At 64.1% G+C, this 24823-nt stretch carries 21 protein-coding genes and 1 tRNA gene; 15 read left to right on the forward strand and 7 right to left on the reverse strand.

Annotated features, from left to right (window positions below; translation table 11 throughout):
* Window position 1: 1 nt before the first annotated feature.
* Window positions 2-250, reverse strand: coding sequence for a Rho termination factor N-terminal domain-containing protein (locus tag EJC47_RS17240; RefSeq protein ID WP_126849061.1), 249 nt, complete (start codon window positions 248-250; stop codon window positions 2-4).
* 155 nt (window positions 251-405) lie between these two features.
* Between EJC47_RS17240 and purF the strand changes: the two genes are divergently transcribed.
* Together purF and EJC47_RS17250 are read left to right on the forward strand one after the other, a co-directional pair.
* On the forward strand, window positions 406-1890 hold the full coding sequence (gene purF, locus EJC47_RS17245) for an amidophosphoribosyltransferase (RefSeq protein WP_126849062.1): 1485 nt from the start codon (window positions 406-408) through the stop codon (window positions 1888-1890).
* A 101-nt stretch (window positions 1891-1991) separates the two neighbouring features.
* A complete protein-coding gene (locus EJC47_RS17250) occupies window positions 1992-2702 on the forward strand; it encodes an SDR family NAD(P)-dependent oxidoreductase (protein WP_126849063.1) in 711 nt (236 codons plus the stop codon).
* Here EJC47_RS17250 and EJC47_RS17255 read toward each other — a convergent pair.
* The 5 genes from EJC47_RS17255 to EJC47_RS17275 form a co-directional block, all read right to left on the reverse strand.
* Window positions 2699-3895 (reverse strand): SAM-dependent methyltransferase, encoded by a 1197-nt coding sequence (locus EJC47_RS17255; RefSeq protein WP_126849064.1) that lies wholly within the window; start codon window positions 3893-3895, stop codon window positions 2699-2701. The two genes, EJC47_RS17250 and EJC47_RS17255, sit on opposite strands and share 4 nt — an antisense overlap.
* Before the next feature lie 41 nt (window positions 3896-3936).
* Entirely contained in the window at window positions 3937-5313 is a 1377-nt protein-coding gene (locus tag EJC47_RS17260) for a cryptochrome/photolyase family protein (RefSeq protein ID WP_126849065.1), read from the reverse strand.
* A 133-nt stretch (window positions 5314-5446) separates the two neighbouring features.
* Complete coding sequence (locus tag EJC47_RS17265; protein WP_126849066.1) at window positions 5447-6481, reverse strand: 2-oxoacid:ferredoxin oxidoreductase subunit beta; 1035 nt, start codon at window positions 6479-6481, stop codon at window positions 5447-5449.
* 28 nt (window positions 6482-6509) lie between these two features.
* Window positions 6510-8420 carry a 2-oxoacid:acceptor oxidoreductase subunit alpha gene (locus tag EJC47_RS17270; protein ID WP_126849067.1) on the reverse strand — a complete coding sequence of 637 codons (1911 nt, stop codon included), beginning with the start codon at window positions 8418-8420 and terminating at the stop codon, window positions 6510-6512.
* A gap of 95 nt (window positions 8421-8515) precedes the next feature.
* The gene (locus EJC47_RS17275) at window positions 8516-9442 is read right to left on the reverse strand and encodes a histone deacetylase family protein (protein WP_126849068.1); all 927 of its coding nucleotides are present in this window, start codon (window positions 9440-9442) and stop codon (window positions 8516-8518) included.
* Between the two features lie 34 nt (window positions 9443-9476).
* On the opposite strand from EJC47_RS17275, the gene EJC47_RS17280 reads away from it, so the two are divergent.
* The 13 genes from EJC47_RS17280 to EJC47_RS17340 all read left to right on the forward strand — a co-directional run bounded on the left by EJC47_RS17280 (window position 9477) and on the right by EJC47_RS17340 (window position 24342).
* Complete coding sequence (locus tag EJC47_RS17280; protein WP_126849069.1) at window positions 9477-10436, forward strand: alpha/beta hydrolase; 960 nt, start codon at window positions 9477-9479, stop codon at window positions 10434-10436.
* Window positions 10437-10453: 17 nt separating this feature from the next.
* Window positions 10454-10933, forward strand: coding sequence for an RNA pyrophosphohydrolase (locus EJC47_RS17285; protein ID WP_033963298.1), 480 nt, complete (start codon window positions 10454-10456; stop codon window positions 10931-10933).
* 62 nt (window positions 10934-10995) lie between these two features.
* Window positions 10996-11931, forward strand: coding sequence for a DUF481 domain-containing protein (locus EJC47_RS17290; protein ID WP_126849070.1), 936 nt, complete (start codon window positions 10996-10998; stop codon window positions 11929-11931).
* A 46-nt stretch (window positions 11932-11977) separates the two neighbouring features.
* On the forward strand, window positions 11978-13186 hold the full coding sequence (locus EJC47_RS17295; protein ID WP_185867707.1) for a hydrolase: 1209 nt from the start codon (window positions 11978-11980) through the stop codon (window positions 13184-13186).
* Entirely contained in the window at window positions 13183-14199 is a 1017-nt protein-coding gene (locus tag EJC47_RS17300; RefSeq protein ID WP_033963296.1) for an arginine N-succinyltransferase, read from the forward strand. Before EJC47_RS17295 ends, EJC47_RS17300 begins: the two co-directional genes overlap by 4 nt.
* Window positions 14200-14205: 6 nt before the next feature.
* Complete coding sequence (locus EJC47_RS17305) at window positions 14206-15459, forward strand: N-succinylarginine dihydrolase (protein ID WP_126849071.1); 1254 nt, start codon at window positions 14206-14208, stop codon at window positions 15457-15459.
* A gap of 65 nt (window positions 15460-15524) precedes the next feature.
* On the forward strand, window positions 15525-15743 hold the full coding sequence (locus tag EJC47_RS17310; RefSeq protein WP_126849072.1) for a hypothetical protein: 219 nt from the start codon (window positions 15525-15527) through the stop codon (window positions 15741-15743).
* A 68-nt stretch (window positions 15744-15811) separates the two neighbouring features.
* Window positions 15812-16714 (forward strand): sulfate adenylyltransferase subunit CysD, encoded by a 903-nt coding sequence (gene cysD, locus EJC47_RS17315; RefSeq protein WP_033963292.1) that lies wholly within the window; start codon window positions 15812-15814, stop codon window positions 16712-16714.
* A gap of 122 nt (window positions 16715-16836) precedes the next feature.
* Window positions 16837-18735 carry a sulfate adenylyltransferase subunit CysN gene (cysN, locus tag EJC47_RS17320; RefSeq protein ID WP_126849073.1) on the forward strand — a complete coding sequence of 633 codons (1899 nt, stop codon included), beginning with the start codon at window positions 16837-16839 and terminating at the stop codon, window positions 18733-18735.
* A complete protein-coding gene (locus tag EJC47_RS17325; RefSeq protein ID WP_033966597.1) occupies window positions 18732-19487 on the forward strand; it encodes a 3'(2'),5'-bisphosphate nucleotidase CysQ in 756 nt (251 codons plus the stop codon). The genes cysN and EJC47_RS17325 overlap by 4 nt, the downstream gene beginning before the upstream one ends.
* A gap of 88 nt (window positions 19488-19575) precedes the next feature.
* Entirely contained in the window at window positions 19576-20922 is a 1347-nt protein-coding gene (locus EJC47_RS17330) for an ATP-binding protein (RefSeq protein ID WP_126849074.1), read from the forward strand.
* 119 nt (window positions 20923-21041) lie between these two features.
* Complete coding sequence (locus tag EJC47_RS17335) at window positions 21042-23432, forward strand: TonB-dependent receptor (protein WP_126849075.1); 2391 nt, start codon at window positions 21042-21044, stop codon at window positions 23430-23432.
* A gap of 25 nt (window positions 23433-23457) precedes the next feature.
* On the forward strand, window positions 23458-24342 hold the full coding sequence (locus EJC47_RS17340) for a tyrosine-protein phosphatase (protein ID WP_126849076.1): 885 nt from the start codon (window positions 23458-23460) through the stop codon (window positions 24340-24342).
* Window positions 24343-24513: 171 nt separating this feature from the next.
* On the opposite strand, the gene EJC47_RS17345 is transcribed toward EJC47_RS17340, so the two are convergent.
* Window positions 24514-24590, reverse strand: a tRNA-Arg gene (locus EJC47_RS17345).
* Between the last annotated feature and the right edge of the window lie 233 nt (window positions 24591-24823).

The following is a 24823-nucleotide window of genomic DNA, read 5'->3' on the forward strand; positions in this document are numbered from 1 at the left end:
GTCATTCGGCGCGAATCGCCTTGATCAGTTCGGCTTTGGTCATGCGCGAGCGCCCGACAATGCCGATCTCCCGCGCCTCCTCCAGCAGGTCGCTCTTGGTGCGCTGGTCCAGCGTCCCGCCGCGATGGCGGAGTGTGCCCGCCGCTTTGGCGTTGGCGATTCCCGCCGCCTTCTGCTCAGAGGCCCCCTGTTTGCGCAGCGCTTCGTAGAGTTCGTCGTCCTTCACGCTGGGTCCGTGATCCTTCGCCATGCTCAATCTCCCGCGACCGATAACAAACTTTCCCGCAAAGCCGCCGAAACGAACAATGCGACCAATCGCTCCCCATCATGTGACAAAAGCGCGACAAACCGAATGGCGCTCCCTATATGCCGCCTCGAAGCTCTACCCTCCCCCAAAGGGCCCCCATGCTGACAACCAATCCGTTCGACGTCTCCCAAGATGGAGACACGCTGCATGAAGAGTGCGGCATTTTCGGTATCTCTGGCGCAGCCGATGCGGCGCGCCTGGTCGCACTGGGGCTGCACGCGCTCCAGCATCGCGGCCAGGAAGCGGCCGGCATCACCAGCTTTGACGGCACCGAATTCCACACCCACCGCGCGATGGGCCATGTCGCGGGCAATTTCGACCGCGAAGAGGTGATGGTCCCGCTGCGCGGCAGCGTCGCCTGCGGGCATGTGCGCTATTCGACCACTGGCGAAACCGCGCTGCGCAACGTTCAGCCGCTTTATGCCGACCTCGCCTCGGGCGGCTTTGCGATCGCGCATAACGGCAATATTTCCAACGCGATGCGGCTGCGGCGTGATCTCGTGCGGCGCGGTTCGATCTTCCAGTCGACCAGCGACACCGAGACGATCATCCATTTGGTCGCCACCTCCAATTACCGCACCGTCGTCGACAAGTTCATCGATGCGCTGAAGCGTGTCGAAGGGGCCTATTCGCTGATCGTGATGACGCCCGAGGGCATGATCGCCTGTCGCGATCCGCTCGGCATTCGCCCGCTGGTGATGGGCAAGATCGAGCAGTCGGACGGCAGCGAGGCGGTGATCTTCGCCTCCGAAACCGTCGCGCTCGACGTGGTCGGTGCCACCTTCGTCCGCTCGATCGAGCCGGGCGAGCTGGTGATGGTCAAGGGCAGCGAGATCACCTCGCACAGCCCGTTCGCGGCCGTAGCCCCGCGCCCGTGCATCTTCGAATTCGTCTATTTCTCGCGCCCCGATTCGATCTCGGAGGACCGCAGCGTCTACACCGTGCGCAAGGCGATTGGCGCGCAGCTCGCGATCGAAAGCCCGGTCGAGGCGGATTTGGTGATCCCGGTTCCCGATTCGGGCACCCCGGCGGCGCTTGGCTATGCGCAGGAATCGGGCATCCCGTTCGAGCTCGGCATCATCCGTTCGCATTATGTCGGACGCACCTTCATCCAGCCGGGCGACAAGGTTCGTCACTTGGGCGTGAAGCTGAAGCACAATGCCAATCGCGCGCTGATCAAGGGCAAGCGGGTCGTGCTGATCGACGATTCGATCGTGCGCGGCACCACCAGCCTCAAGATTGTCGAGATGATGCGTGAAGCCGGTGCCGCTGAAGTGCATATGCGCATCGCCAGCCCGCCGACGCGGCACTCCTGCTTCTACGGCGTCGACACGCCCGAGCGTGCCAAGCTGCTCGCCGCGACCAAGAATCTCGAAGAGATGGCGACCTATATCAAGGCCGACAGCCTCGCCTTCATCTCGATTGACGGGCTCTACAAGGCGCTCGGCGAACCGCAGCGCAACGCCATACGCCCGAGCCATTGCGATGCCTGCTTCACCGGAGATTATCCGACGACGCTGACCGATCAGGACGATGTTTCCTCGGTCGACCAGTTCGCGTTGCTGGCGGAACGGATGATCTGATCTTTACCGTTCGGACTGAGCTTGTCGAAGCACCGCCCTTTCTTCTAACGATTCAGAAAGTGCAGCCCTTCGACAAGCTCAGGGCGAACGGGAGTTAGCATATGACCGACAAGCCCCTCGCCAACCAGATCGCGCTCGTTACCGGTGCCAGTCGCGGTATCGGGGCGGCGACCGCCCAGGCTTTGGCGGCGGCGGGTGCACATGTCGTGCTGACCGCACGCACCGCTGCGGGACTGGAAGCGGTCGAAAGCGCGATCTTCGATGCCGGCGGGTCCGCGACAATCGCACCGCTCAACTTGACCGAGACCGACAGCATTGCCCGCCTGGGCGCGGCGATCGGAGAGCGCTGGCCTGCGCTCGACATCATGGTGCTCAACGCCGCGATGCTGGGGCAATTGTCTGCCGTGCCCGCGATCGACGTGAAGGAAATGGCGCAAGTCCTGACGCTCAACATCAGCGCACAGGCAGCGTTGATCGCGGCGTTCGACCCGATGCTGCGCAAGTCCAAACGCGCGCGGGTGATTGGCCTCACCTCCAGCGTGGCGCGCAAGCCGCGCGCCTATTGGGGGCTGTACGGGGCATCCAAGGCGGCGTTCGAAACGCTGCTCGCGTCCTATGGCGACGAAATGGAGCGGATCAGCAATGTCCGCACCGCAATCCTCGATCCCGGCGCGACGCGGACGGCGATGCGGCACAAGGCCTATCCCGGCGAAGACCCGAAATCGGTCAAGGAGCCATCGGTGGTGGCCGACCGCATCGTCGCGCTACTGACCGAGGATTTCGCGACCGGGCATTTCGAGCGGATCGGCTAAGCGCCCTTGACCAGCGTCACCTGTGCGACATCAATCCCGCCGCCGCGAAAGCCACCTTCGCAGTACATCAGATAATAGCGCCATAAGTCGATGAATTTTTGATCGAATTTCTTCGGCAAGCGACCGGAAACGACCGCCGCGTCAAAACGATCGCGCCAGCGGCGCAGCGTCTCGGCATAATGTAGCCCGAAGCCGTGCCGGTCGCGCCACTCGAGCCCGTTCTGCTCCGCGAGCGCGCGAAACCGGCTTTCCGACAACAGCATTCCGCCCGGAAAGACGAAGCGCTGTATAAAATCGACGTTCGCCGCATAGGCCTCGAAGATCGCGTCATCGATCGCGATATATTGAATCGCCGCGCGCGCGCCGGGCTTCAGCGCCCGTGAGATCGCCGCGAGATAGGTGCCCCAATATTCCTGCCCGACCGCCTCGACCATTTCGATGCTGGCGACGCCATCGTACTGCCCTGTCACGTCGCGATAATCGGTAAGCGACACGGTGACGCCCGTCAGCCCGGCGGTTGCGATCCGCGCGTTGACCGCACGCTCCTGCTCCGCCGACAGCGTGATCGCGTCCACCGCCAGCCCGCGTCGCGCAGCAGCCTCGGCAAAGCCGCCCCAGCCGCAGCCGATCTCCAGCACGCGCGCGCCCGGCGGCAGCGCCAAGCGATCCAGAATCGCCTCGTTCTTGCGCGCCTGCGCCGCTTCCAGCGACTCCTCGGTCACGACCGGTTCGGCAAACAGCGCCGACGAGTAAGTCAGGCTGGGGTCGAGCCACAGCCGGTAGAAATCGTTGCCCAGATCATAGTGAAACTCGATATTTCGCTTAGAACCGGTGCGAGAATTACGTCGCAAGCCATTACGCCAATGACGTAAAAGCCGCATCGCGCCCTGCGCGCGCCCGGCCCCGCCAAGGGTGCGTCGGTTGCGCATGAACAGTTCAAACAACACCGTCGGGTCTGGACTGCACCATTCGCCCTTCGACCAGGCAACGTACCAGCCTGCCGAGCCGCCGGTCACCAAGCGGCCCAGCGCGCGCCAGCGCACCAGATCAACCACGGCGTCAGGCCCCGGCGCTCGCCCGCCAAGCCTGCGCGTGCGCGTGCCGGGAAGGGTTGCCGTCAACGATCCTTCCGCCAAGCCGGCATCAATCCGGTCGAGCAAGCGGTCGAACAGAGTCGCGAGAAGGCTGGTCATCGCGGCTTCCCTCGCACCCTCAGGGCGCGCTCGCAAGCGGTTCAATGCGCCTGTTTTACTGCTGCCAGCGCCCGTTCGCGCGCCGCGCGGTGGCCGATGATCTTGGGCGGATAGGCAGCGGGCCGACATCCGGCTTCTTCGGGGTCGTGGATCGCGTCGCCGCGCACCTGCGCCAGTTCTGGCACCCACTGGCGAATATAGTCCCCGGCCTCGAATTTGGGCGATTGCACGAGGGGTGCCATGATGCGGACGAACATGTTCGCGTCGATCCCCGTCCCGGCGGTCCACTGCCAGTTGACCGCGTTGGACCCGTAATCGGCATCGACCAAGCAATCCCAGAACCAGCGCTCGCCCTCGCGCCAGTCGATCAGCAGATGCTTGATCAGAAAGCTGGCGGTAATCATGCGCACGCGATTGTGCATCCAGCCCGTAGCCCAGAGCTGTCGCATACCGGCGTCGACGATCGGATAGCCGGTGCGCCCCTGCTGCCATGCCTTCAGATCGGCGGCAGCGGCGGCTCCCGTGCGCCATGGCAACGTGTCGAGTGTCGGACGCCCGTTCCGGCTGCCATAGTCCGGAAATTGCAGGATCACATTTTGCGCATAATCGCGCCAGCCAAGCTCGCCGAGGAAGGTATCGACCGATCCGCTAGCCGCGGCCACCGCGTGCCACACTTGGGCTGCCGAGAGTTCGCCGAAATGCAGATGCGGCGACAGGCGCGAGCTGCCTTCGATCGACGGCAGATTGCGGGTCTCGTCATAAGTGGCGGCATGGCGTTTGAAGCCGCTGAGCTTGTCATGCGCGCCGACTTCGCCCGGGATCCAATCCGCTGCGAAACCCGTCGACCAATCGGGCTTGGTCGGCAACAGGCCCCATTCCGCAAGCCGGTCGCTACGGGGCCAGTCGGCGGGTGCGGCAATGGTCGACGGTTTATCCAGCGGGACTGGCGGCGGCATCTGCTGCTTGAGCGCGCGCCAGAACGGGGTGTAGATCTTATACTGCCCGCCGCTGCCGGTGGCGATCGATCCCGGCGGCGCGAGATAGTTGCCGTCATGGCAGACGAGGTCAAGCCGCTTCGCCACCGCGCGTTCGGCATTGCGCCACCACGGCTCGAAGTGGCGGATGCAATGCACGCGGCTTGCCCCGGTTTCGGCGGCGAGTTCCTCCAGCGCGGTCTCGCATTTCCCGCGCCTCAGGATCAGCCGTGACCCCGCCGCACGCAGATCGGTATCGAGGCCGGCAAGGCTGTAGTGCAGCCACCAGCGCGATGCGCCACCCATCGCATAGTGTTTGGGCGTCTCGTCATCGAGGACATACACGGGCACGACCGCCCCCTCCCCGATCGCAGCGGCAAGCGCGGGCTGATCGGCGAGCCGCAAATCGCGACGTAGCCAGAGGAGGGTTGGAGCGCTGGTCAAGGCTTGAGCAACGTGCGGTGGAAATTACGCGCACAAAGCCACAAAGACACAAAGGATTCCTTCACTGGAACGGGCTTGCGAGATTGGTGATCGCTCAACCCACGTCCTTCTTTGCGCCTTTATGCGAGTTTCCTTACTCCGCCCGCGGCTCTTTCTCCACCTGCCAGGTCTGGCCCTGGCTCAGCAGATGCTGGAGGTTGGGCGTCTTGCCCTTGGCGGCTTCGATATTCTGCGTAACGACTGCGCTTTCGAAGGTCGGGGCGGGATCGTCGAACAGCACGCCCAAAGCCATCGGGAAAGTGCCGAACGGCATTTCCACCAGCATGTGCGCCAACCCGCGATTGGTCTGGTCATGGACAATCACGCCCGCCGCCTGCCAATCGCCATCGACCACGTCGACGACCTTGAGCACCAGCCGTTCGCGATCCATCGTCAGGCCCTTGGTGCCGCCGTCGAACAGCAACGGCTTGCCATGCTCGACCCACATCTGGCTTCCCGCCGCATTCTTCTTCTCGGTGAAGGGCGCGAACACGTCGTCATTGTAGACGATGCAGTTCTGGAAAATTTCGACGAACCCCGTGCCCTTATGGGCATAAGCTGCCTTGAGCACGCCAACGAGGTTCTTGTGAACGTCGATCGCGCGCGCGATGAAGCGCCCGCCCGCGCCCAGCGCAAAGGCACACGGGTTGGCCGGGCGGTCGACCGAGCCGAACGGCGTCGATGGCGTGCGCGTGCCGACGCGCGACGTCGGCGAATATTGCCCCTTGGTCAGGCCGTAAATCTCGTTGTTGAACAGCAGCACCTGGCAATCGAGATTGCGGCGAATGAGGTGCATCGTGTGGTTGCCGCCGATCGACAGCGCATCGCCGTCGCCGGTGATGATCCACACGTCGAGATCGGGATTGGCGAGCTTCACGCCCGTCGCCACCGCCGGCGCACGGCCGTGGATGGTGTGGAAGCCGTAGGTTTCCATATAATAAGGGAAGCGCGACGAGCAGCCGATGCCGCTGACGAACACGGTGTTTTCGGGCCGTGCGCCAATCTCGGGCATGGTGCGTTGCACCGCCTTCAGGATCGCATAGTCACCGCAACCGGGGCACCAACGCACCTCCTGGTCGGTTTCCCAATCCTTGGGGGTGGACTTGGCGATGGGGGTCATGTCGTTCATCGGAGAAGACCTGAATGTTGGAAGCGGATTATGACAGGGCGGCCAAGGCGGCGTCGATCGCTGCCTCGATTTCGGAGATCAGGAAGGGCTGACCGGACACTTTGTTGAGCGGCTTGGCGTCGACCAGGAACTGGTCGCGCAGCACCGTCTTGAGCTGGCCGGTGTTCATTTCCGGAACCACGATCCGCTCATAACCCTTTAGCAAAGCACCCAGATTGCCAGGCATCGGCCAGATGTGGCGGATATGGATGTGGGCGACATCCAAACCCCTGGCGCGGGCGCGGCGCACCGCCTGGTGGATCGGTCCGAAGGTCGAGCCCCAGCCGACGATCGCCAGCTTGCCCGAGGTTTCGCCCAGTTCCACGATCTGGTCCGGCACCGCGATATTGGCAACCTTGTCGCGGCGGATTTCGGTCATCTTCTGGTGGTTTTCGGCACCATAATCGAGGTTGCCGGTGCCGACCGCTTTCTCGATCCCGCCGATGCGGTGGAGCAAGCCGGGCGTGCCGGGCTTCACCCACGGACGCTTCAATTTCTCATCGCGGCCATAGGGCAGGAATTTCCACTCGTCCGGATTTTCCGACGCGAGCTTGTCCTGCATTTCCTGCTTGCCGGCAAACTCGACCGGGAACGGGGCATAGCTGCTCATGTCCGGCACCAGCCACGGCTCCGCCGCATTGGCGATATAGCCATCGGTCAACAGCATCACCGGCGTCATATACTGCACCGCGATGCGCACCGCCTCGATCGCGCAATCGAAGCAATCGGCCGCCGAACGCGCGGCGATCACCGGCATCGGCGCATCACCGTTGCGGCCATAGACCGCCTGATAAAGATCGGATTGTTCGGTCTTGGTCGGCAGCCCGGTCGAAGGCCCGCCGCGCTGCGAATTGACGATGACGAGGGGCAGCTCGGTCATGATCGCCAGCCCCATCGCCTCGCCCTTCAGCGCAATGCCCGGGCCCGACGACGAGGTGACGCCAAGCTGCCCGGCATAGGATGCACCGATCGCCGAGGCGATTGCGGCGATCTCATCCTCGGCCTGGAAGGTGGTGACGCCATATTCCTTCAGGCGCGACAGGAAGTGCAGGATCGCCGAGGCGGGCGTGATCGGATAGCCGCCGAAGAACATCGGCACGCCAGCCAATTGCACGCCAGCGACCAGCCCCATCGAAATCGACTCGGCACCGGTCACAGTGCGGTAGAGACCGGGCTCGGCTGGGGCGACACCGATATGCTGCTGCTTCATCGGCCCGGAAAGCTCGGCAGTTTCGCCATAAGCATGGCCAGCGTTCAGCGCGGCGATATTGGCCTCGGCCAACACCGGGGCTTTGGCGAATTTCGACTTGAGCCAGTCGATGATCGGCTGCCGGTCGCGATCGAACATCCAGAGCGCCAGACCCAGCGTCCACATGTTCTTGCAGCGCAGCGCTTCCTTATTGCCGAGGCCGAAGGGCTTCACCGCATCGAGCGTCAATTGCGAAATGTTGAAGCTCAGCAACTGCCACTTGGCGAGGCTGCCATCGGTCAGCGGGTTGGCGGCATATTTCGCCTTGGCAAGGTTGCGTTCGCCGAATTCGCCTTCATCGGCGATGATCAGGCCGCCCGCCTTCAACTGGCCGACATTCACCTTCAGCGCCGCCGGGTTCATCGCGACGAGTACGTCGGGGGCGTCGCCTGCGGTCTCGATCGCGGTCGAGCCGAAATTGATCTGGAAGGCGGAAACGCCGAACAACGTGCCCTGCGGCGCGCGGATTTCGGCGGGAAAATCGGGAAAGGTCGCCAGATCGTTGCCGGACAGCGCGGTGGACAGCGTGAACTGCCCGCCCGTCAACTGCATCCCATCGCCCGAATCGCCCGCGAAGCGGACGACAACCGACTCGGCGGCGGGGTGGGCGGAGGCTTCTTGGGGGGTTACTTCATGCGCGGCGGTCGCCATTACGTCTGTCCTGCGGGATATCGTTGTCATGCCCCTTATGCCTCGGAAGGCGGCGGGCCAAGGTAGTTTGAGCGTAGCGGAAGGCAACCGTTGCTTTAGGGCAACGCCACAGCGCCGGTAAAGCGCGCTTCCTGATAGGCTTGCCCCAGCGTCAAAATCGCGCGCACATGCGCCTCGGCGAGCACCGCGACGTCGCGCCCATATCCCCCGCCAACGGTGCTCGCGAGCGCAATGCCGCGTGCGGCTGCGGCACGGCCGACAAAGGTGTCGCGCGCCACCAGCCCCTGCGGCGTCAGCGACAGGCGACCGAGCCGATCCTCCGCCAACGGATCGACCCCCGCCTGATACAGAATCAGATCTGGGCGATACGCATCGAGCATTGGCAGCAAGGTTTCCGCCAGCGCCGCAAGATAGGCGGCGTCCCCGGTTCCGTCCGGCAACGCGACATCGCAGGTCGAGCGTGCCTTGCGCGCCGGAAAATTCTTCTCGGCATGAATCGAATAGGTGGCGATTCCCGGATGCCCGGCGGTGAGCGCCGCCGTGCCGTCCCCCTGATGCACGTCGCAATCGACCACCAGCACCCGCCGCGCGTCCTCTTCGGCCAGACGGACCGCAGCGATGGCGAGATCGTTGAGCACGCAATAGCCAGCGCCCGTCGCCGCCAGCGCATGATGGCTGCCGCCCGCACTGTTCGCCGCAAAACCGCGTTCGAGGGCAAGTTTGCCCGCCAGCCACGTGCCGCCCGGCACCACCGCAGCGCGCGCCGCCACCGACGGCGTTACGGCAAAGCCGATCCGACGTTCCTTGTCGCGGGGGACGCGGGCGGCGAGCACCTCGGCGACATAGTCCGGATCGTGCGCGGCCTCGAGCCAGCGCAAGGGCATCGACACGGGTTCGTGCCATTCGATCGCGGCAGCTTCGGCGCGCAACAGATCGCGGATTGCGGCATTCTTGCTGAGCTGGCTCGGATTGGCGGATTGGCCGGAGGCGACATAGGCTGGGTGATGGACGACCGCGATCATCCCGCTTAGGTAGGCATGCAGCTGGCACAGACCAATGGAGAGATGCGTGACCCAACCCTATGTCCGCCCCGATGTCGCGGGTTTCCTCGAATTTCTCAACAATCTGCCCGGCCCCAAGATGCACCAGCTCGAACCCCCTGCAGCGCGCGCAACCTATGCCGCGATGAAGGACATTGCCGATCCCCCGGTTGGCGAGCTCGCCACCATCGCCGACCTCACCATTCCCGGTCCGGCTGGCGATATTCCCGCGCGGCTGTTCGACGTGGCGGAAAGCCGTACGCCGGGGCCGCTCATTGTCTTTTTCCATGGCGGCGGCTTTGTGATCGGCGACCTCGACACGCATGCCAGCTTTTGCGCCGAGGTTTCGCGCACACTCGATCTGCCGGTGCTGGCGGTCGATTATCGGCTCGCTCCCGAGACGCCCTGGCCCGCCGCGCCGGACGATTGCGAAGCGGCAGCGCGCTGGGCGGCCGACAGCCCCGCCGCATTGAGTCGCAAGGTCACCGGTCTGGTGACTTGCGGTGACAGCGCCGGAGGCAACCTCGCGATCGTCGTCGCGATGGCGCTGCGCGATACGCCCGCCGCTGTTCCGGTGATCGCGCAATTGCCCTTCTATCCGGCGACCGACACGACGCAGGACTATCCTTCCTACAGCCAGTTCGCCGAAGGGTATCTGCTGACCCGTGACAGCATGGACTGGTTCAACGCTGCCTATCAGGCCGAGGCGGAACACATCCGCGCTTCGCCCCTGAAAGGCGATCTCACCGGAATGCCACCGGCGGTGGTGGTGACCGCCAGCCTCGACCCCATTCGCGACCAGGGCCGCGCTTATGCTGCAGCGCTGGCGCGCGCGGGCGTTGCCGTCGTGTACCGCGAAGCGGTAGGGAACATCCACGGCTTCATCACGCTGCGCAAGGCGATCCCCTCCTCGGTCGGCGATGTGGCGGGCGCATTGGCAGCGGCCAAGACGCTGATCGCCGAGGCCGGCGCGTAACCCCATAAGGACCGTTCATGACCGATATCGCCACCCTGCCCTACCGCCCCTGTGCGGGGCTGATGATCCTGAACGCCGACGGAAAGGTCTTCGTCGGCCAGCGCATCGATGCCGAGGTCGAGGCATGGCAAATGCCGCAGGGTGGCATCGACGATGGCGAGGATGCGCAAACTGCGGCGATCCGCGAACTGGGGGAAGAAACCGGCATCGCCCCCGACAAGGTCGAACTGATCGCGATCGCGCCCGATGAGCTGTTCTACGATTTGCCGGAGGAACTGGTCGGCAAGGTGTGGAAGGGCAAATGGCGCGGCCAGCGGCAGCGCTGGTTCCTGTATCGCTTTCTCGGCAGCGATGCCGACATCGACATCGCCACCGCGCATCAGGAGTTCAAGGACTGGACTTGGGTTGAGCCGCATACCCTCCCCGAAGTGATCGTCGCGTTCAAAAAGCCGTTGTACGAACAGGTGCTTGCCGCTTTTGCGCCGCATCTGCGCTGAACCGAAACGCGCTGGCGACGAACGCTATTCCGTTACGGCAATTGCCGCTCTATCAGGTTCGCATGCTTGCCATGCTGATCTTCGCTGCGCCCGTCCTTCTGGGCAACGCCGATCCGGCACCACCCGTTCAAACCGTACCGGCCGCAACACCGCCTGCGCCCGCGCCAATTCCGCCAGCAGTCAAGGCGATGCTCGACGCCGCGATCGCGTCGAACAACGATGGCGAGATCGTCACCGTCGCCAAATATGCCCGCGCGGCCGCCCCCGAGGCGGCCAAGGCGATCGATGCGCAGGTGGCAGCCTGGAAAGCCGCGCAGGAAGCGAGCAAACGCGAGCGGATAGAGGATGCCGGGATTTTCGATCTGTGGCATGGCAAAGCCGAGCTGGGCGGCTATCTCACCACCGGCAACACCCGCGACGTTGGCGTCAGCGGCGCGATCGCGCTGACGCGCGAGAGCGTGCGGTGGCGGCACAAGGTCAATTTCGCCGCCGATTACAAGGAAAGCGGTGGGCTCATCAGTCGCGAGCATTTTCTTGCCGCGTATGAACCGAACTTCAAATTTTCGACGCGCGCCTATGTCTATGGGGCGACGCAGTTTGAGAGCGACCGTTTTCTTGGATATTACGACCGATATTCGGCATCGCTCGGTGCGGGATATAGCGCGCTGCGCGGCGGCGGGTTCAAGCTCGATCTCGAACTCGGGCCAGCCTATCGCAAGACCGATTTTACCGACTCCACCAAGGAGAATAGCGTCGCCGCGCGCGGCTCGGTCGATTTCGGGTGGAAATTGTCGAAAGCGATCAACCTGACCCAGGTCGCTTCGGCCTATGTTCAGAAGGTCAACTCGACCGTCAGCAGCACGACGGCGCTCAACGCGAAACTGATTGGCCCGCTCGCGGCGCAGCTGTCTTATGCGGTGCAATATGAAAGCACACCGCCAGTTGGCCGGGTCGGCACCGACACCACCAGTCGCGCGGCATTGGTCTATAGTTTCTGACATGCATGGGGTGGAGCGTGCGCGCGTGACCCGCTAGACCATCGTCATGGTGGGGATGACAGACGAGGAACGCGCAGCAATCGACCATGTCGCGACAGCGCCAATGCTGGCGCAGGTTGAAGCGTGGTCGGCGATCAATTCGGGCACACGCAATCTCGCAGGCCTGGCGCAAATGGCCGAATTGCTTGTGGCGGCTTTCGGCACGCTTCCGGGGGAGCCGGCGCTGGTTGTCGGCAACGCCGCACAGAACGTCGCCCCCGACGGCACGGTGACGGTGGTCGAGCACGGCAAGCATCTGCACCTGGTGGTACGGTCGGATGCGCCGGTGCAGATTCTGCTGACCGGCCATATGGACACGGTCTATCCGGTCGACCAGCCCTTCCAGACGCTCACCACGCTGCCCGACGGCACGCTGAACGGCCCCGGTGTTGCCGACATGAAGAGCGGGCTGGCGGTGATGCTGGCCGCCCTGTCCGCAGTCGAGGCGAGCCCGCTTGCCCCGCGCATCGGCTATGAAGTCGTGATCAATTCCGACGAGGAAACGGGCTCTTTCTCCTCATCTGCGCTGATTGCCGCAGCCGCGCGCGGCAAGATCGCGGCGCTGACCTATGAACCCGCGCTCCCCGATGGCACGCTGGCGGGCGCACGCGGCGGCACGGGCAATTTCTCGATCGTGGTAACGGGCAAAAGCGCCCATGCCGGGCGCAACCCCGACGAAGGCCGCAATGCCGTCGTCGCCGCTTCCGATCTGGCGCTGCGGCTGTTCGCACTGCGTAGCCCGACGCTCGCGGTCAATCCGGCACGGATCGAGGGCGGCGGCCCGAATAACGTGGTGCCCGACCATGCCGTGCTGCGCATCAACTTCCGCCCCGCCGACCACGCCGAGATCGCCCGCGCCCAGGCCGCGCTCGACCGCGTGACCGCAGACGTCGCAACCGCGCACGACGTCTCCATCGCCGTCCATGGCAGCTTCAACCGACCGCCCAAGCCGATCGACCCCGGTGCCGCAAAATTGTTCGCTCTGGTCAAGGAATGCGGCGCAGACCTCGGCCTCGACATTGCATGGCGCGCCACGGGAGGAGTGTGCGACGGCAACACCATCGCGGCATGCGGCGTGCCGGTGGTCGATACGATGGGAGCGCGCGGCGGCGCGATCCATTCGCCCGATGAATTCCTGATCGTCGAATCGCTGCCCGAGCGCGCCGCGCTTTCCGCACTCACGATCCTCCGTATCGCCCAAAGGGGGGCCTTGTGACTCACGTAATCCGCGCCGCGCGCGACAGCGACCTGCAACCGCTTTACGAAATGGCGAAATTGACGGGCGGCGGCTTCACCAATTTGCCGCCTGACCGCGCTGCCCTGCGCGCCAAGCTGGAACGTAGCGCCGCCGCCTTCGCCCGGATCGAGGACAGCAAGGCCGACGATCTGTTCGTGCTGGTGCTGGAAGACCTCGCGACCGGCGAAGTGCGCGGCACCTGCCAGATCTTCACCCATGTCGGGCAGAGCTATCCATTTTACAGCTATCGGCTCGGCACGCTGACGCAGCATAGCAAGGAACTCGGCCGCACCTTCCGCGCCGACATGCTAGGCCTGACGACCGACTTGGAAGGGTGCAGCGAAGTCGGCGGCCTGTTCCTGCATCCGGGCGAACGTGCGGGAGGCCTGGGCATGTTGCTGGCGCGCAGCCGCTATTTGTTCATTGCCCAGCACCGCATGCGCTTTGCCGATCGCGTGCTCGCCGAATTGCGCGGGATCATCGATGAAGCGGGGGGATCGCCCTTTTGGGATGGCCTTGCCGGGCGCTTCTTCGGGATGAATTTCCAGGACGCCGACCAGTTCAACGCGGTGCGCGGGCATCAGTTCATCGCCGACCTGTTCCCCAAGCACCCGATCTACATCGCCATGCTGCCCGAAAGCGCGCGCGCGGTGATCGGCCTGCCCCACCCTTCCGGCCGCGCCGCAATGCGGATGCTGGAGAATGAGGGGTTCGCTTACGAAAACTATGTCGACATTTTTGACGGCGGCCCGACCATGCTGGCCAAGACCGACCAGGTCCGCACCATCCGTGACGCTCGAACCGAGCGTGTGGCGGCGATTGACGGCGATGGCGGTGAACCCGCGCTGATTTCGCGCGGGCGATTGTCGGATTTTCGCTGTACCTATGGAGCCCTGCAAGCGCGCGAGGACGGCGTCGTGCTGGCGCAGGAAACCGCCGCTGCGCTGGGCGTCGCCGAAGGCGATACGATCAGCCATGTCGCGCGGAACTGAACGGGCATGATCCGCGAGATCAATTTCGATGGCATCATTGGTCCGAGCCACAATTATGCCGGGCTCAGCCACGGCAATCTTGCCGCGACGCGCAACGCCGGGGCGACCGCCTATCCGCGCCGCGCCGCGCTGGAGGGCGTCGCCAAGATGCGCGCGAATCTGGCGCTGGGGCTGACGCAGGGTATCCTCCTCCCGCATGACCGGCCTAACCGCCGCTGGCTGGCCGCCCTTTCGACCCGCTATGACGCGGCCGATCCTGTCCTGCAGGCGCAGGCGATGTCGGCCTCGGCGATGTGGGCGGCCAACGCCGCCACGGTGTCGCCCGCCCCCGACACAGGGGATGGACGCTGCCACCTGACCGTCGCCAACCTCGTCACCATGCCGCATCGCAGCCATGAGGCGGTGGAGACGTTGCGCCAACTCCGCCTCGCCTTTGCCGACCCGGCCTTTACGGTCCACGAGCCCATTCCCGCGCCCTTTGGCGATGAAGGTGCCGCAAACCATATGCGGCTGTGCGAACACCATGATGCAGCCGGAATCGAGCTGTTCGTTTATGGCGTATCGGGCGGCGGCTTCCCGGCACGCCAACGGCTTGAGGCGAGCGCTGCAGTGGTGCGCGCACACGCGCTGGACCCGGCCCGCACGCTGTTCATCGAACAGGCCCCCGAAGCGATCGCGGCAGGTGCCTTCCACAACGATGTGGTCGCAGTGTCCAACGAGCGCGTGCTCTTCACGCACGAACGCGCCTTTGCCGATCGCGAAGGCACCTATGCCGCAATTCGCGAACGCGCGCCCTGGGCCGAGATCGTGGAGGTTCCCGCCGATGCCGTCAGCCTGGCCGATGCGATCGCTTCCTATCTGTTCAATGCCCAGCTCGTGACGCTGCCCGATGCGACGATGGCGCTGATCGTGCCGCAGGAGGCGCGGGAGAACGCGGCCGTGTGGCGATGGCTGCAAACGATGCTTGCAGGCAACGGCCCGATTCGCAGGGTCGAGGTGGTCGACGTACGCCAATCCATGGCCAATGGCGGCGGCCCCGCTTGCCTGCGGTTGCGGGTCGTGGCGGATCCGGCGCGGGTCGACACCCGTTTTCTGGTGGACGATGCGCGGCTGAATCTCATCGCGCAGGTGATCGAGCAGCATTGGCCCGAGGCGATTGCGCCAGCCGATATTGGCGATCCCTCGCTTGTCGACCGCGTCGGCGCAGCGCGCACCGCGCTGCTGGAGACGCTCGGAATCGTCGAGTTAATTTACAAGTAACCATTCAGAACAATCACAAAGCGCGCAAATTCGCCATTGGCCCGACGCTTGCTTAACCCTTTTGCATGTTGACAAAATTCTGCAGCCTGTTCGTTATCAAGAACAAATTCGAAGCGTTCGCGGTGATCTATGCGCTGGCGCTCGGCGCGGTCGAGCGCGGGGTGCATTACCTCCAGCAATATCCGGGTATTGGCGGCTGGCTGCTGTTCGCGGTGTGCCCGATCGCCGTGTTCATGGCGGGCGCGCGCATCCTCGACTCGGTCGAGCACAACAGCGCCCCTTGAGGCCACTTTACGGGACAACAGGATAAGTTGATCGCACATCGGTCTTTCTGCTCTATCTGGAGCAGATCATGTCCGTCGCCCTGACCCATCTCCAGCGGCTCGAAGCCGAAAGCATCCACATCCTGCGCGAAGTCGCCGCCGAGGCCGAGCGCCCGGTGATGCTCTATTCTGTGGGCAAGGATTCGGCGGTTATGCTGCACCTGGCGAAGAAAGCGTTCTTTCCCGGCGTCCCGCCTTTCCCCTTGCTGCATGTCGACACGACGTGGAAATTCCGCGCGATGTACGACCTGCGCGACCGCGCGGCGCAAGCGGCGGGGATGGAGCTGATCGTCCACAAGAACCCCGAGGCCCAAGCGCAGGGCATCAACCCGTTCGACCATGGCAGCCTGCACACCGATCTGTGGAAGACCGAGGGACTGAAACAGGCGCTGGCCGCAGGCGGCTATGACGTCGCCTTTGGCGGTGCGCGGCGCGACGAGGAGAAGAGCCGCGCCAAGGAACGCATCTTCAGCTTCCGCTCGGCCAGCCAGCGCTGGGACCCCAAGGCACAGCGGCCCGAACTGTGGCACCTCTACAATGCGCGCAAGGCGAAGGGCGAGAGCATCCGCGTCTTCCCGCTGTCCAACTGGACCGAGCTCGACATCTGGCAATATATCCTCGCCGAAGACATCGAGATCGTCCCGCTCTATCTCGCGGCACCGCGTCCGACGGTGGAGCGCGATGGGGTGCTGCTGATGGTGGATGACGAGCGCTTTCGGCTCGCTCCCGGTGAAGTGCCGGTCGAGCGGTCGATCCGTTTCCGCACGCTCGGCTGTTATCCGCTGACTGGCGCAGTGGAGAGTACGGCATCGACCTTGCCCGAGGTGATCCAGGAAATGCTGCTGACGACCACATCGGAACGCCAGGGCCGCGCGATCGACCATGATCAGGCGGCGAGTATGGAAAAGAAAAAAGCGGAGGGATATTTCTGATGGCGACCAGCACTTCTCCCTCTCCCCTCCGGGGAGAGGGTCGGGGAGAGGGGCAATTACACGCGCCATTCCTCGACACAGCCCCTCTCCCCAACCCTCTCCCCGGAGGGGAGAGGGAGTATTTGCCAGACGCCCTCATCGCCTCGGACATCACCGCCTATCTCCTCCAGCATCAGCGCAAGTCGCTACTGCGCTTCATCACCTGCGGGTCGGTCGATGACGGCAAGTCGACCCTGATCGGCCGCTTGCTCTACGATTCGCGCGCAATTTTCGCAGACCAGCTTTCCGCGCTGGAGGCCGACAGCAAGCGTGTCGGCACGCAGGGTCAGAATATCGACTTCGCCTTGCTGGTCGACGGGCTCGCCGCCGAGCGCGAACAGGGCATCACGATCGACGTCGCCTACCGCTTTTTCGCCACCGAAAAACGCAAATTCATCGTCGCCGATACGCCGGGCCACGAACAATATACCCGCAACATGGTCACGGGTGCCTCGACCGCCGATGCCGCAGTGATCCTGATCGATGCGCGCAAGGGCGTGCTCACCCAGACGCGCCGCCACAGCTTCCTCGTGCACCTGCTGCGCCTGCGCCACGTGGTGCTGGCGGTGAACAAAATGGATCTGGTCGGCTATGATCAAAGGGTGTTCGACACGATCGTCGCCGATTACCGCGCCTTTGCCACCGCGATCGGTATCACCGATTTTACTGCGATCCCGATTTCGGGCTTTGTCGGCGACAATATCGCCAGCCGATCGGACGCGATGCCCTGGTATGCCGGCCCGTCGTTGATCGAGCATCTCGAGAGGATCGATGTCGAAACCGATGTCGCACAGGCGCGACCGTTCCGCATGCCGGTACAATGGGTCAACCGGCCCGACCTCGATTTTCGTGGTTTTTCGGGTCTGATCGCGAGCGGTCGCGTAAAGCCTGGGGATGCCGTGCGCATCCTGCCCTCGGGCCGCATCAGCCATATCGCGCGCATCGTGACGATGGACGGCGATTTGCCCGAAGCGGTGGCGGGGCAATCGGTCACGCTGACACTGGCCGACGAAGTCGATTGTTCGCGCGGCGATGTCATCGCCACTGCCGACAATCCGCCCCAGGTCGCTGACCAATTCCAGGCGACGATCGTATGGATGGCGGAGACGCCGTTATTGCCCGGGCGCAGCTATTGGCTGAAGCTCGGCACCCAGACGGTCAGCGCGACGGTGCAGGAGCCGCGCCACGCGATCGACGTCAACACGCTGGCCGAATTGTCGGTCAGGACGCTCGCCCTCAACGATATCGGCGTGGCCGAAGTCTATACCGATCGCGATCTGGTGTTCGAACCGTTCACCGAAGGTGCCGATCTTGGCGGCTTCATCCTGATCGACCGCGCGACAAACGCCACCGTAGCTGCGGGAATGCTCCACTTCGCGCTGCGCCGCGCGCAAAACGTGCACTGGCAAGCGGTCGACATCACCCGCGCCGCGCACGCCGCGCAAAAAGGCCAGACGCCGCGCCTGCTGTGGTTCACCGGCCTGTCGGGATCGGGCAAGTCGACGATCGCCAATCTGGTGGAAAAGAAACTGTACGCGCTCGGCCGCCACAGCTTCCTGCTCGATGGCGACAATGTGCGCCACGGTCTCAACAAGGATCTGGGCTTCACCGACGCCGACCGGATCGAGAATATCCGGCGCGTCGGGGAAGTCGCCAAGCTGATGACCGATGCGGGGCTGATCGTACTGACCGCCTTCATCTCGCCCTTCCGCGCCGAACGCGAGATGGTACGGGCGATGCTGCCCGAGGAATTCGTCGAGATCTTCGTCGATACGCCGCTGGCCGAGGCGGAGGCACGCGACGTGAAAGGCCTCTATGCCAAGGCCCGCGCGGGCAAAATCGCCAACTTCACCGGGATTTCGAGCGCCTATGAAGCGCCCGAACGCCCCGACATCCGCATCGACACGTTGCGCGAGAGCCCCGAAGCCGCCGCCGAGCGGATCGTCGGACATATTATGGGCGTGTGGAGTCCCGACCTTTGAGTGCGCAAACCGACGCCCAACTCGCCCGCTCGGTCGCGCTTGCCGCTGGCGAACTGCTGCTTGGCCTCTGCAAAGCAGGGGCGTGCGCCGATACCGAGCTTGGCGATCGCGGGGATGCCGAGGCCAATGCGCTGATCCTGCGGCTGCTCCACGCCGCACGACCCGATGACTTTATCCTGTCGGAAGAGGCACGCGATGATGGCGCGCGCTGCGCCGCGCAGCGCGTATGGATCGTCGATCCGCTGGACGGCACGCGCGAATTTCGGGAACGGCGCGCGGATTGGGCGGTGCATATCGGGCTTGCCATCGACGGTGCTCCGGTGACGGGGGCCGTGGCCCTGCCCGCCGTACAGCGCGTCTTTGCCACCGACGATGCCTTCGCCTCTCCCCAGCCCGCTCCGGCGCGCCCGCGCATGGTGGTCAGCCGCACGCGCGCGCATCCGCTGGTGCTGCGTGTCGCCGCGGCGATCGGCGCGGATCTGGTGCCGATGGGGTCGGCAGGAGCAAAAGCGATGGCGGTGGTGCAAGGCGATGCCGAAATCTACCTGCACACCGGCGGGCAATATGAATGGGACAATTGCGCGCCCGTCGCGGTGGCCCAGGCGGCGGGCTTGCATGCCTCGCGCATCGACGGATCGCCGCTACGCTACAATTGCCAAAATCCGTTGCTGCCCGATTTGCTGATCTGTCGCCCGGAATATGCGAGGCCGGTGTTGGCGGCGGTCGCGGCGGAGAATCCCGCGTCGGGATGAACCCCCTCGAAACGGCCAATTGTTTCGATGGTGAATCGGCATTAAACCTCGCCTGACCGGACGCCCGTCCGCTCGGGGAGATACATCGGTGCGGCTGTTTTCGGGACTGTTCCTGCTGCTGGCAGGTCAGGCGTTGCTGGTTGCCGTGCTGCCGGGCAGCGCGCTGATCGTCAATCTGCAGCGCGGACAACATGCTTATCTTGAAGCGCAGGACCGCCAGTCGCTCGTCGCGTTGAGCGCCCTGATCGCGTCACAGATTCGCGCGGGCACGCCTCTGGCGGGTGCCTTGTCGGCCGCGCAGGAGTTGGAAGATCACAACACCGGGGTCGGCGACGCGCTCCCTCCGCTAAAGAACCGCGTCGCGCTCTATACCGTGACGGGTCAGCGCCTGGCAGGGGCAGCACCGGATGCAGACGGTGTCCGCGCCACCCATCCGGTGACGCTGGCCGGGCAAACGCTCGGCGTCCTCAAGATTGTCTCGGGAAGCGCGGAGACCCAGGCAAGCTACGCCTTCGTCCGCGATCAACTGCTGGGGATCGCGGTGGCCGCGTTCGCAACGCTGCTGATCCTGCTTGGCTGCGGCCAGGGTATCGCTGCGCGCTGGACGCGCCCGCAACGCGCGCTATTTCGCGCCAGTCGCGCGATTGCGCATGGCGATTTCGAAACCGATTTCTCCGAAACCGGCCCGGTCGAAACGCGCGCGACCATGCGCAACCTCAGCCACATCGCCCGGCGGTTCGACCGGCTCGAATCCGCACGACGGACATGGTTGGTGGCGGTGTCCGAAGAATTACGGGTTCCCGTTCTTCGGCTCGGTGAAAACGTTGCCGCGTTATACCACAAGATGCCGGACAATCAGCGGGATTTCGCCGAGGTGGCGGAAGGCGTGCAACGCTTGCAGGAAATGGCGGAGGATCTGCACGCCGTCGCGTTGGCCGATCTCGGTCGCCTGCCCGTTACCTTCGCGACGGTCGATCCGGTCGCGCTGATCCACAATGCGGTGTGGGCCAATAGCCGCCGCGCCAAGGCGCAATCGGTGTCGGTAGAACCCGGGCAATTGCCGTCCACGACGGTACTGGTGAAATGGGACGGTGCCCGGATCGAGCAATTGTTCACCGCGCTGATCGAAAGCAGCCTGCGCTACACGCCAGCGGGAGGACGCATCGCTCTGGGGCTTGAGGGGCATCGCAATGCCTGGCGGCTGATCATCGACGACAGTGCGCCGGGCGTCGACGTCGGGCTGGCGCAGCACTTGTTCGAGCCCTTCTATCGAACCACAAAATTGCCGGGGGAGTCCGTGACGACCTCGGGTCTTGGCCTTGCCACGGCCCAAGCCATCGTCGAGGCGCATCACGGACGAATCGAGGCCGGGCCCTCTCCGCTGGGCGGCTTGCGCGTCACGGTCATTTTACCGACGACACCGCCAAGCGCGTGACGGCCGAGGGTCGATCCCTCCATAATTGTGCGTCGCAACATTTCTGAACAATATTCGTAACGCACACGACACGAAACACGCACACGGAGCCCCGACAGTTCTTAAGAACGGGGGATCCAATGAACATCAAGCACAACACTGTAACGGCTCGGCTGCTCGCGGCGACCGCATTTTGCTCGATCATCGCCGTGTCGCCAGCCTATGCGGCCACTGCACCCGAGACCGCGCCGACCGTGCCCGCCGCCGCCAGCGAAGGGGACCAGCTTGGCGACATCGTGGTCACGGCTGAGAAGCGGCCGCAAACCGCGCAAAGGACTCCGATCTCGATTTCGGTGCTGAGCGGAGCCGATCTTGCAAACCGGCATGTCGTTTCGCTCGCCGATCTCACGGACGGTTCGATCCCGTCGTTGAAGGTCGCGCCTTTCTATTCGCGCAACTCCGCGCTGATCGTGAATATTCGCGGTGTCGGTGTGCTGTCGGACGGCAACCAGCCCGCACGCGACCAGGGTGTCGGTGTGTACGTCAACGGCGTCTATCTCGGCCGTGCGCAGGGCCTCGGCACCGCGCTGTTCGACATTGACAGCCTGGAAGTGCTGAAAGGCCCGCAAGGCACGCTGTTCGGTCGCAATACCGAAGGCGGCGCGATCAACATCACCACCAAAAAGCCGACCGGGGATTTTCACGCAAACCTGATCGCCGGGGCCGGCAATTTCGGCAGCTACAAAGCCGAGGGACATATCGACTTGCCGTCGGTCGCTGGGATTGCGCTCAAGATCGATGGAGTCGTCAGCCACCGCGATCCGCTGGTGAAAAACACGTTGACGGGTGCATCGGGCTTCAATGCTTACGACAAGCGCGGCGTTCGCGTGGAAGCGCTGTGGAATCCGACATCGGATTTCAGCGCCGATTACGCGTTCGACTCCTCCTATGACGCATCGACCTCGCTGTATCTGCAACTCCTTGGTCTCGGCACCAACAAGCAGGCTGCCCTCGGCACCGTCCAGGCGACGCGCGCGGACGTGGCCAATGTCGGCGTTCCCGAACAGCCCAGCGTCGGCAAGGTACACGGCCATGAGTTGAACCTGGAATACCGCCCGGCGAGCAACCTGACGCTCAAGTCGATCACTTCCTATCGCGCCCTGACGCAGAGCCAATATGATAACGGCTCGGCTTCGACGACGATGTCGAACGCATCCGGCGTGTTCACCAACGTCGCGTTCAGCCGCTACAGCCTGGCGCAGTTCCGCCAGAACCAGTTCAGCCAGGAATTCCAAGCAATCGGCGAACTCGGCCGCCTGAAATATGTCGCGGGTGCGCTGTATTATCGCGAGAACGTGCAGGACAACGCCCAAGCCTTTGCCACCAACCAGTTCACCGATGCGGCGGGCAGCGCCTACACCATCCTTTCGCTCAATTATGATGCGCAACGGATCGATCGCGCTAGCCATGTCAGCACCACCAGCGTCGGTGCTTTCGGCCAGGCGACCTATACCCCGGCATTGCTCGACGACGCGATCCACGTCACCGGCGGCCTGCGCTGGACGCGGGACGCGAAGCACGGGCAGCTTTTCACCGTAAACGGTGCCAGCCCCGTCGTGTTCGGCGTGACCGGTACACGCTATCTCGATGCGCATTGGTCGCGGGTCGATCCGATGGTCAACGTGCTCGTCGATGTGTCGCGCGACATCCATGTCTATGGCAAGTGGAGCACGGGCTATAAATCGGGCGGTGCCAACTCACGCTCGCTGCAATATCTCGCCTTTAACCCTGAGTCGGTGTCGGTGTTCGAAGCCGGGCTCAAAACCGAGTTCTTCAACCGCCACGCGCGCTTCAACGTTTCGGCTTATGCCGGCACCTACAAGAACGTGCAGGTCGATTTCTCGGGCCTGTACGAGACGGTCATCAACGGCGTGCTGACGCGCAGCAACCGCACGACCACCGAAACGCTCAACGCGCCTGGCACCGGCGGCATCCACGGCGTCGAAGCCGATTTCAAACTGACCCCGCTTCCGCACCTGACGCTCGGTGCATCCTATGCCTACACCTATGTGCGGATCCCTTCGACGGCCAACCCATTCCCGGCGACGGCAGGCGGCACGGTCAACAACACGCCGGTGGAAATCTACCAGACCTACACACCGGAACACGGTGCCAGCGGCACGATCGACTATGAAATCCCGCTGGAGGGCGCGACGGTCCGCGCGCATCTCGATGGCAATTACGACAGCGGCTTCTACGCCAACGCGACCGACCCGCTCTTTCTGGGGGCCGGCAATGCGGGCAACGTGTACCAGCCGAAGGGCGACAGCGCGTTCATCGTCAACGGCACGCTGGCGCTGGCCGATATCGACATGGGCCGGGGCGACGCGCGCGTGACCGTTTCGGTCTGGGCGCGCAATTTGTTCAACGAACAGCATGTGTTCTACCGCGCGCTCAGCCTCACCAGCGGTCTCAACGGCTTCTTCAACGAAGCCCGGACCTTTGGCGGGCAGGTGCAGGTCAAGTTCTAAGACGATCCGATCCCGGAGACAGACCATGAAGATCGCCCCGTTTCGACTGAGACTTACCTTTGCCGCAATGGCTGCGGTAATGTTGGCGAGCGGGGCGGCAGGTCTGCCCGCCCGGGCCGATACCCCGATCGCAACGGCGGCACCGCATGAGCGGTTGCTGCCGTTGCAGGGCGGACGCAACTTTCGCGATCTAGGCGGCTATCGCACCGCCGATGGTCGCCACGTCAAATGGGGCCTGCTGTTCCGCTCCGGCTCGATGCACGGACTGACCGACAGCGATTATGCCTATCTCGAACGGCGCGGCATTCGTGTCGTCTGCGACTTCCGCGACACGCGCGAGCGCGCTTCAGAGCCGGTCAACTGGCCCGCAGCGGGCGCACCGCACGTGCTGAGCGACGATTACAAGCTCGACATGGCGGGCTTCATGCCGGCCGGACCAATGAAAGACTGGACCGCCGAATCCGCCCGCGCGGCCATGGCGGCGAGCTATCCGCATATGCTGGTGCAGTTTCACGACCAATATCGCCGGATGTTCGATGAATTGCTGGCGGGTCATGCCCCGCTCGCTTTCAACTGTTCGGCTGGCAAGGACCGCACCGGCGTCGCCGCCGCGCTGTTGCTGACTGCGCTTGGCGTGCCCCGCGCGACCGTGGTCGAGGACTATCTGCTTACCAACCGCTATCTCAACGCCAGAACGCTGCTGGCGAAGGACAGCAAGGCGACCGCCGGTTCGATCGGCCAAATGCCGTCACCGGTGATGCAGGCGCTGCTCAACGCCGATCGCAGCTATATCGAGGCCGCCCTGAAGGTGCTCGATTCGCATCGCGGCGGCGCGCGCGGCTGGCTCCGCGACGAAATGGGATTGTCGGACGCAGACCTCGCCCGCTTGCGCCGCGCCTATCTCGAATGACGCCTATCCTTCCCCGACATCGGGGAAAGGGCAAAACCTAGCAGGATCTTTTGAAAAGCGAACGCGCACACGGCGTAGCGGCGGCGTCCGTCGCTGCGGCCCGCCGCCGTGCCTGTCGCGGCGTTGCCGGGAACCCCGGTAACGTCCTGCGATCAGACACTTTTGAAAGAATGGTGCACCCAGAGCGATTCGAACGCCCGACCCTCAGATTCGTAGTCTGATGCTCTATCCAGCTGAGCTATGGGTGCGTGGAGACGCGCTGTTAGCGGCGTCTTTTGAGAGATGCAAGTGCGTTGCGTGACCTTTCTCATCGGCATAGAGCAATTCGTGATGACGCCCCACCCCCTGCCCGCCCGCCCCACCCGCCTCGCGCTGGGGTTTATCCTGACAATCGCCCCGGCATTGGCGGGGTGTGCCGCGCAAACCTCGACCCGCTACCCGTCGCTGCTGCCCCGCGCGATCGAATCGCGCAGCGATGCGG

It is taken from the genome of Sphingomonas sp. TF3, from assembly GCF_003985085.1.
Classification (GTDB): Bacteria; Pseudomonadota; Alphaproteobacteria; order Sphingomonadales; family Sphingomonadaceae; genus Sphingomonas.

Bases quoted from the DNA above. Each gene is read 5' to 3' on its own strand.
- EJC47_RS17240 (WP_126849061.1), bottom strand. From the start codon at position 250: ATGGCGAAGGATCACGGACCCAGCGTGAAGGACGACGAACTCTACGAA.
- purF (WP_126849062.1), top strand. From the start codon at position 406: ATGCTGACAACCAATCCGTTCGACGTCTCCCAAGATGGAGACACGCTG.
- EJC47_RS17250 (WP_126849063.1), top strand. From the start codon at position 1,992: ATGACCGACAAGCCCCTCGCCAACCAGATCGCGCTCGTTACCGGTGCC.
- EJC47_RS17255 (WP_126849064.1), bottom strand. From the start codon at position 3,895: ATGACCAGCCTTCTCGCGACTCTGTTCGACCGCTTGCTCGACCGGATT.
- EJC47_RS17265 (WP_126849066.1), bottom strand. From the start codon at position 6,481: ATGAACGACATGACCCCCATCGCCAAGTCCACCCCCAAGGATTGGGAA.
- EJC47_RS17270 (WP_126849067.1), bottom strand. From the start codon at position 8,420: ATGGCGACCGCCGCGCATGAAGTAACCCCCCAAGAAGCCTCCGCCCAC.
- EJC47_RS17275 (WP_126849068.1), bottom strand. From the start codon at position 9,442: ATGATCGCGGTCGTCCATCACCCAGCCTATGTCGCCTCCGGCCAATCC.
- EJC47_RS17280 (WP_126849069.1), top strand. From the start codon at position 9,477: ATGGAGAGATGCGTGACCCAACCCTATGTCCGCCCCGATGTCGCGGGT.
- EJC47_RS17285 (WP_033963298.1), top strand. From the start codon at position 10,454: ATGACCGATATCGCCACCCTGCCCTACCGCCCCTGTGCGGGGCTGATG.
- EJC47_RS17290 (WP_126849070.1), top strand. From the start codon at position 10,996: ATGCTTGCCATGCTGATCTTCGCTGCGCCCGTCCTTCTGGGCAACGCC.
- EJC47_RS17295 (WP_185867707.1), top strand. From the start codon at position 11,978: ATGGTGGGGATGACAGACGAGGAACGCGCAGCAATCGACCATGTCGCG.
- EJC47_RS17305 (WP_126849071.1), top strand. From the start codon at position 14,206: ATGATCCGCGAGATCAATTTCGATGGCATCATTGGTCCGAGCCACAAT.
- EJC47_RS17310 (WP_126849072.1), top strand. From the start codon at position 15,525: ATGTTGACAAAATTCTGCAGCCTGTTCGTTATCAAGAACAAATTCGAA.
- cysD (WP_033963292.1), top strand. From the start codon at position 15,812: ATGTCCGTCGCCCTGACCCATCTCCAGCGGCTCGAAGCCGAAAGCATC.
- EJC47_RS17335 (WP_126849075.1), top strand. From the start codon at position 21,042: ATGAACATCAAGCACAACACTGTAACGGCTCGGCTGCTCGCGGCGACC.
- EJC47_RS17340 (WP_126849076.1), top strand. From the start codon at position 23,458: ATGAAGATCGCCCCGTTTCGACTGAGACTTACCTTTGCCGCAATGGCT.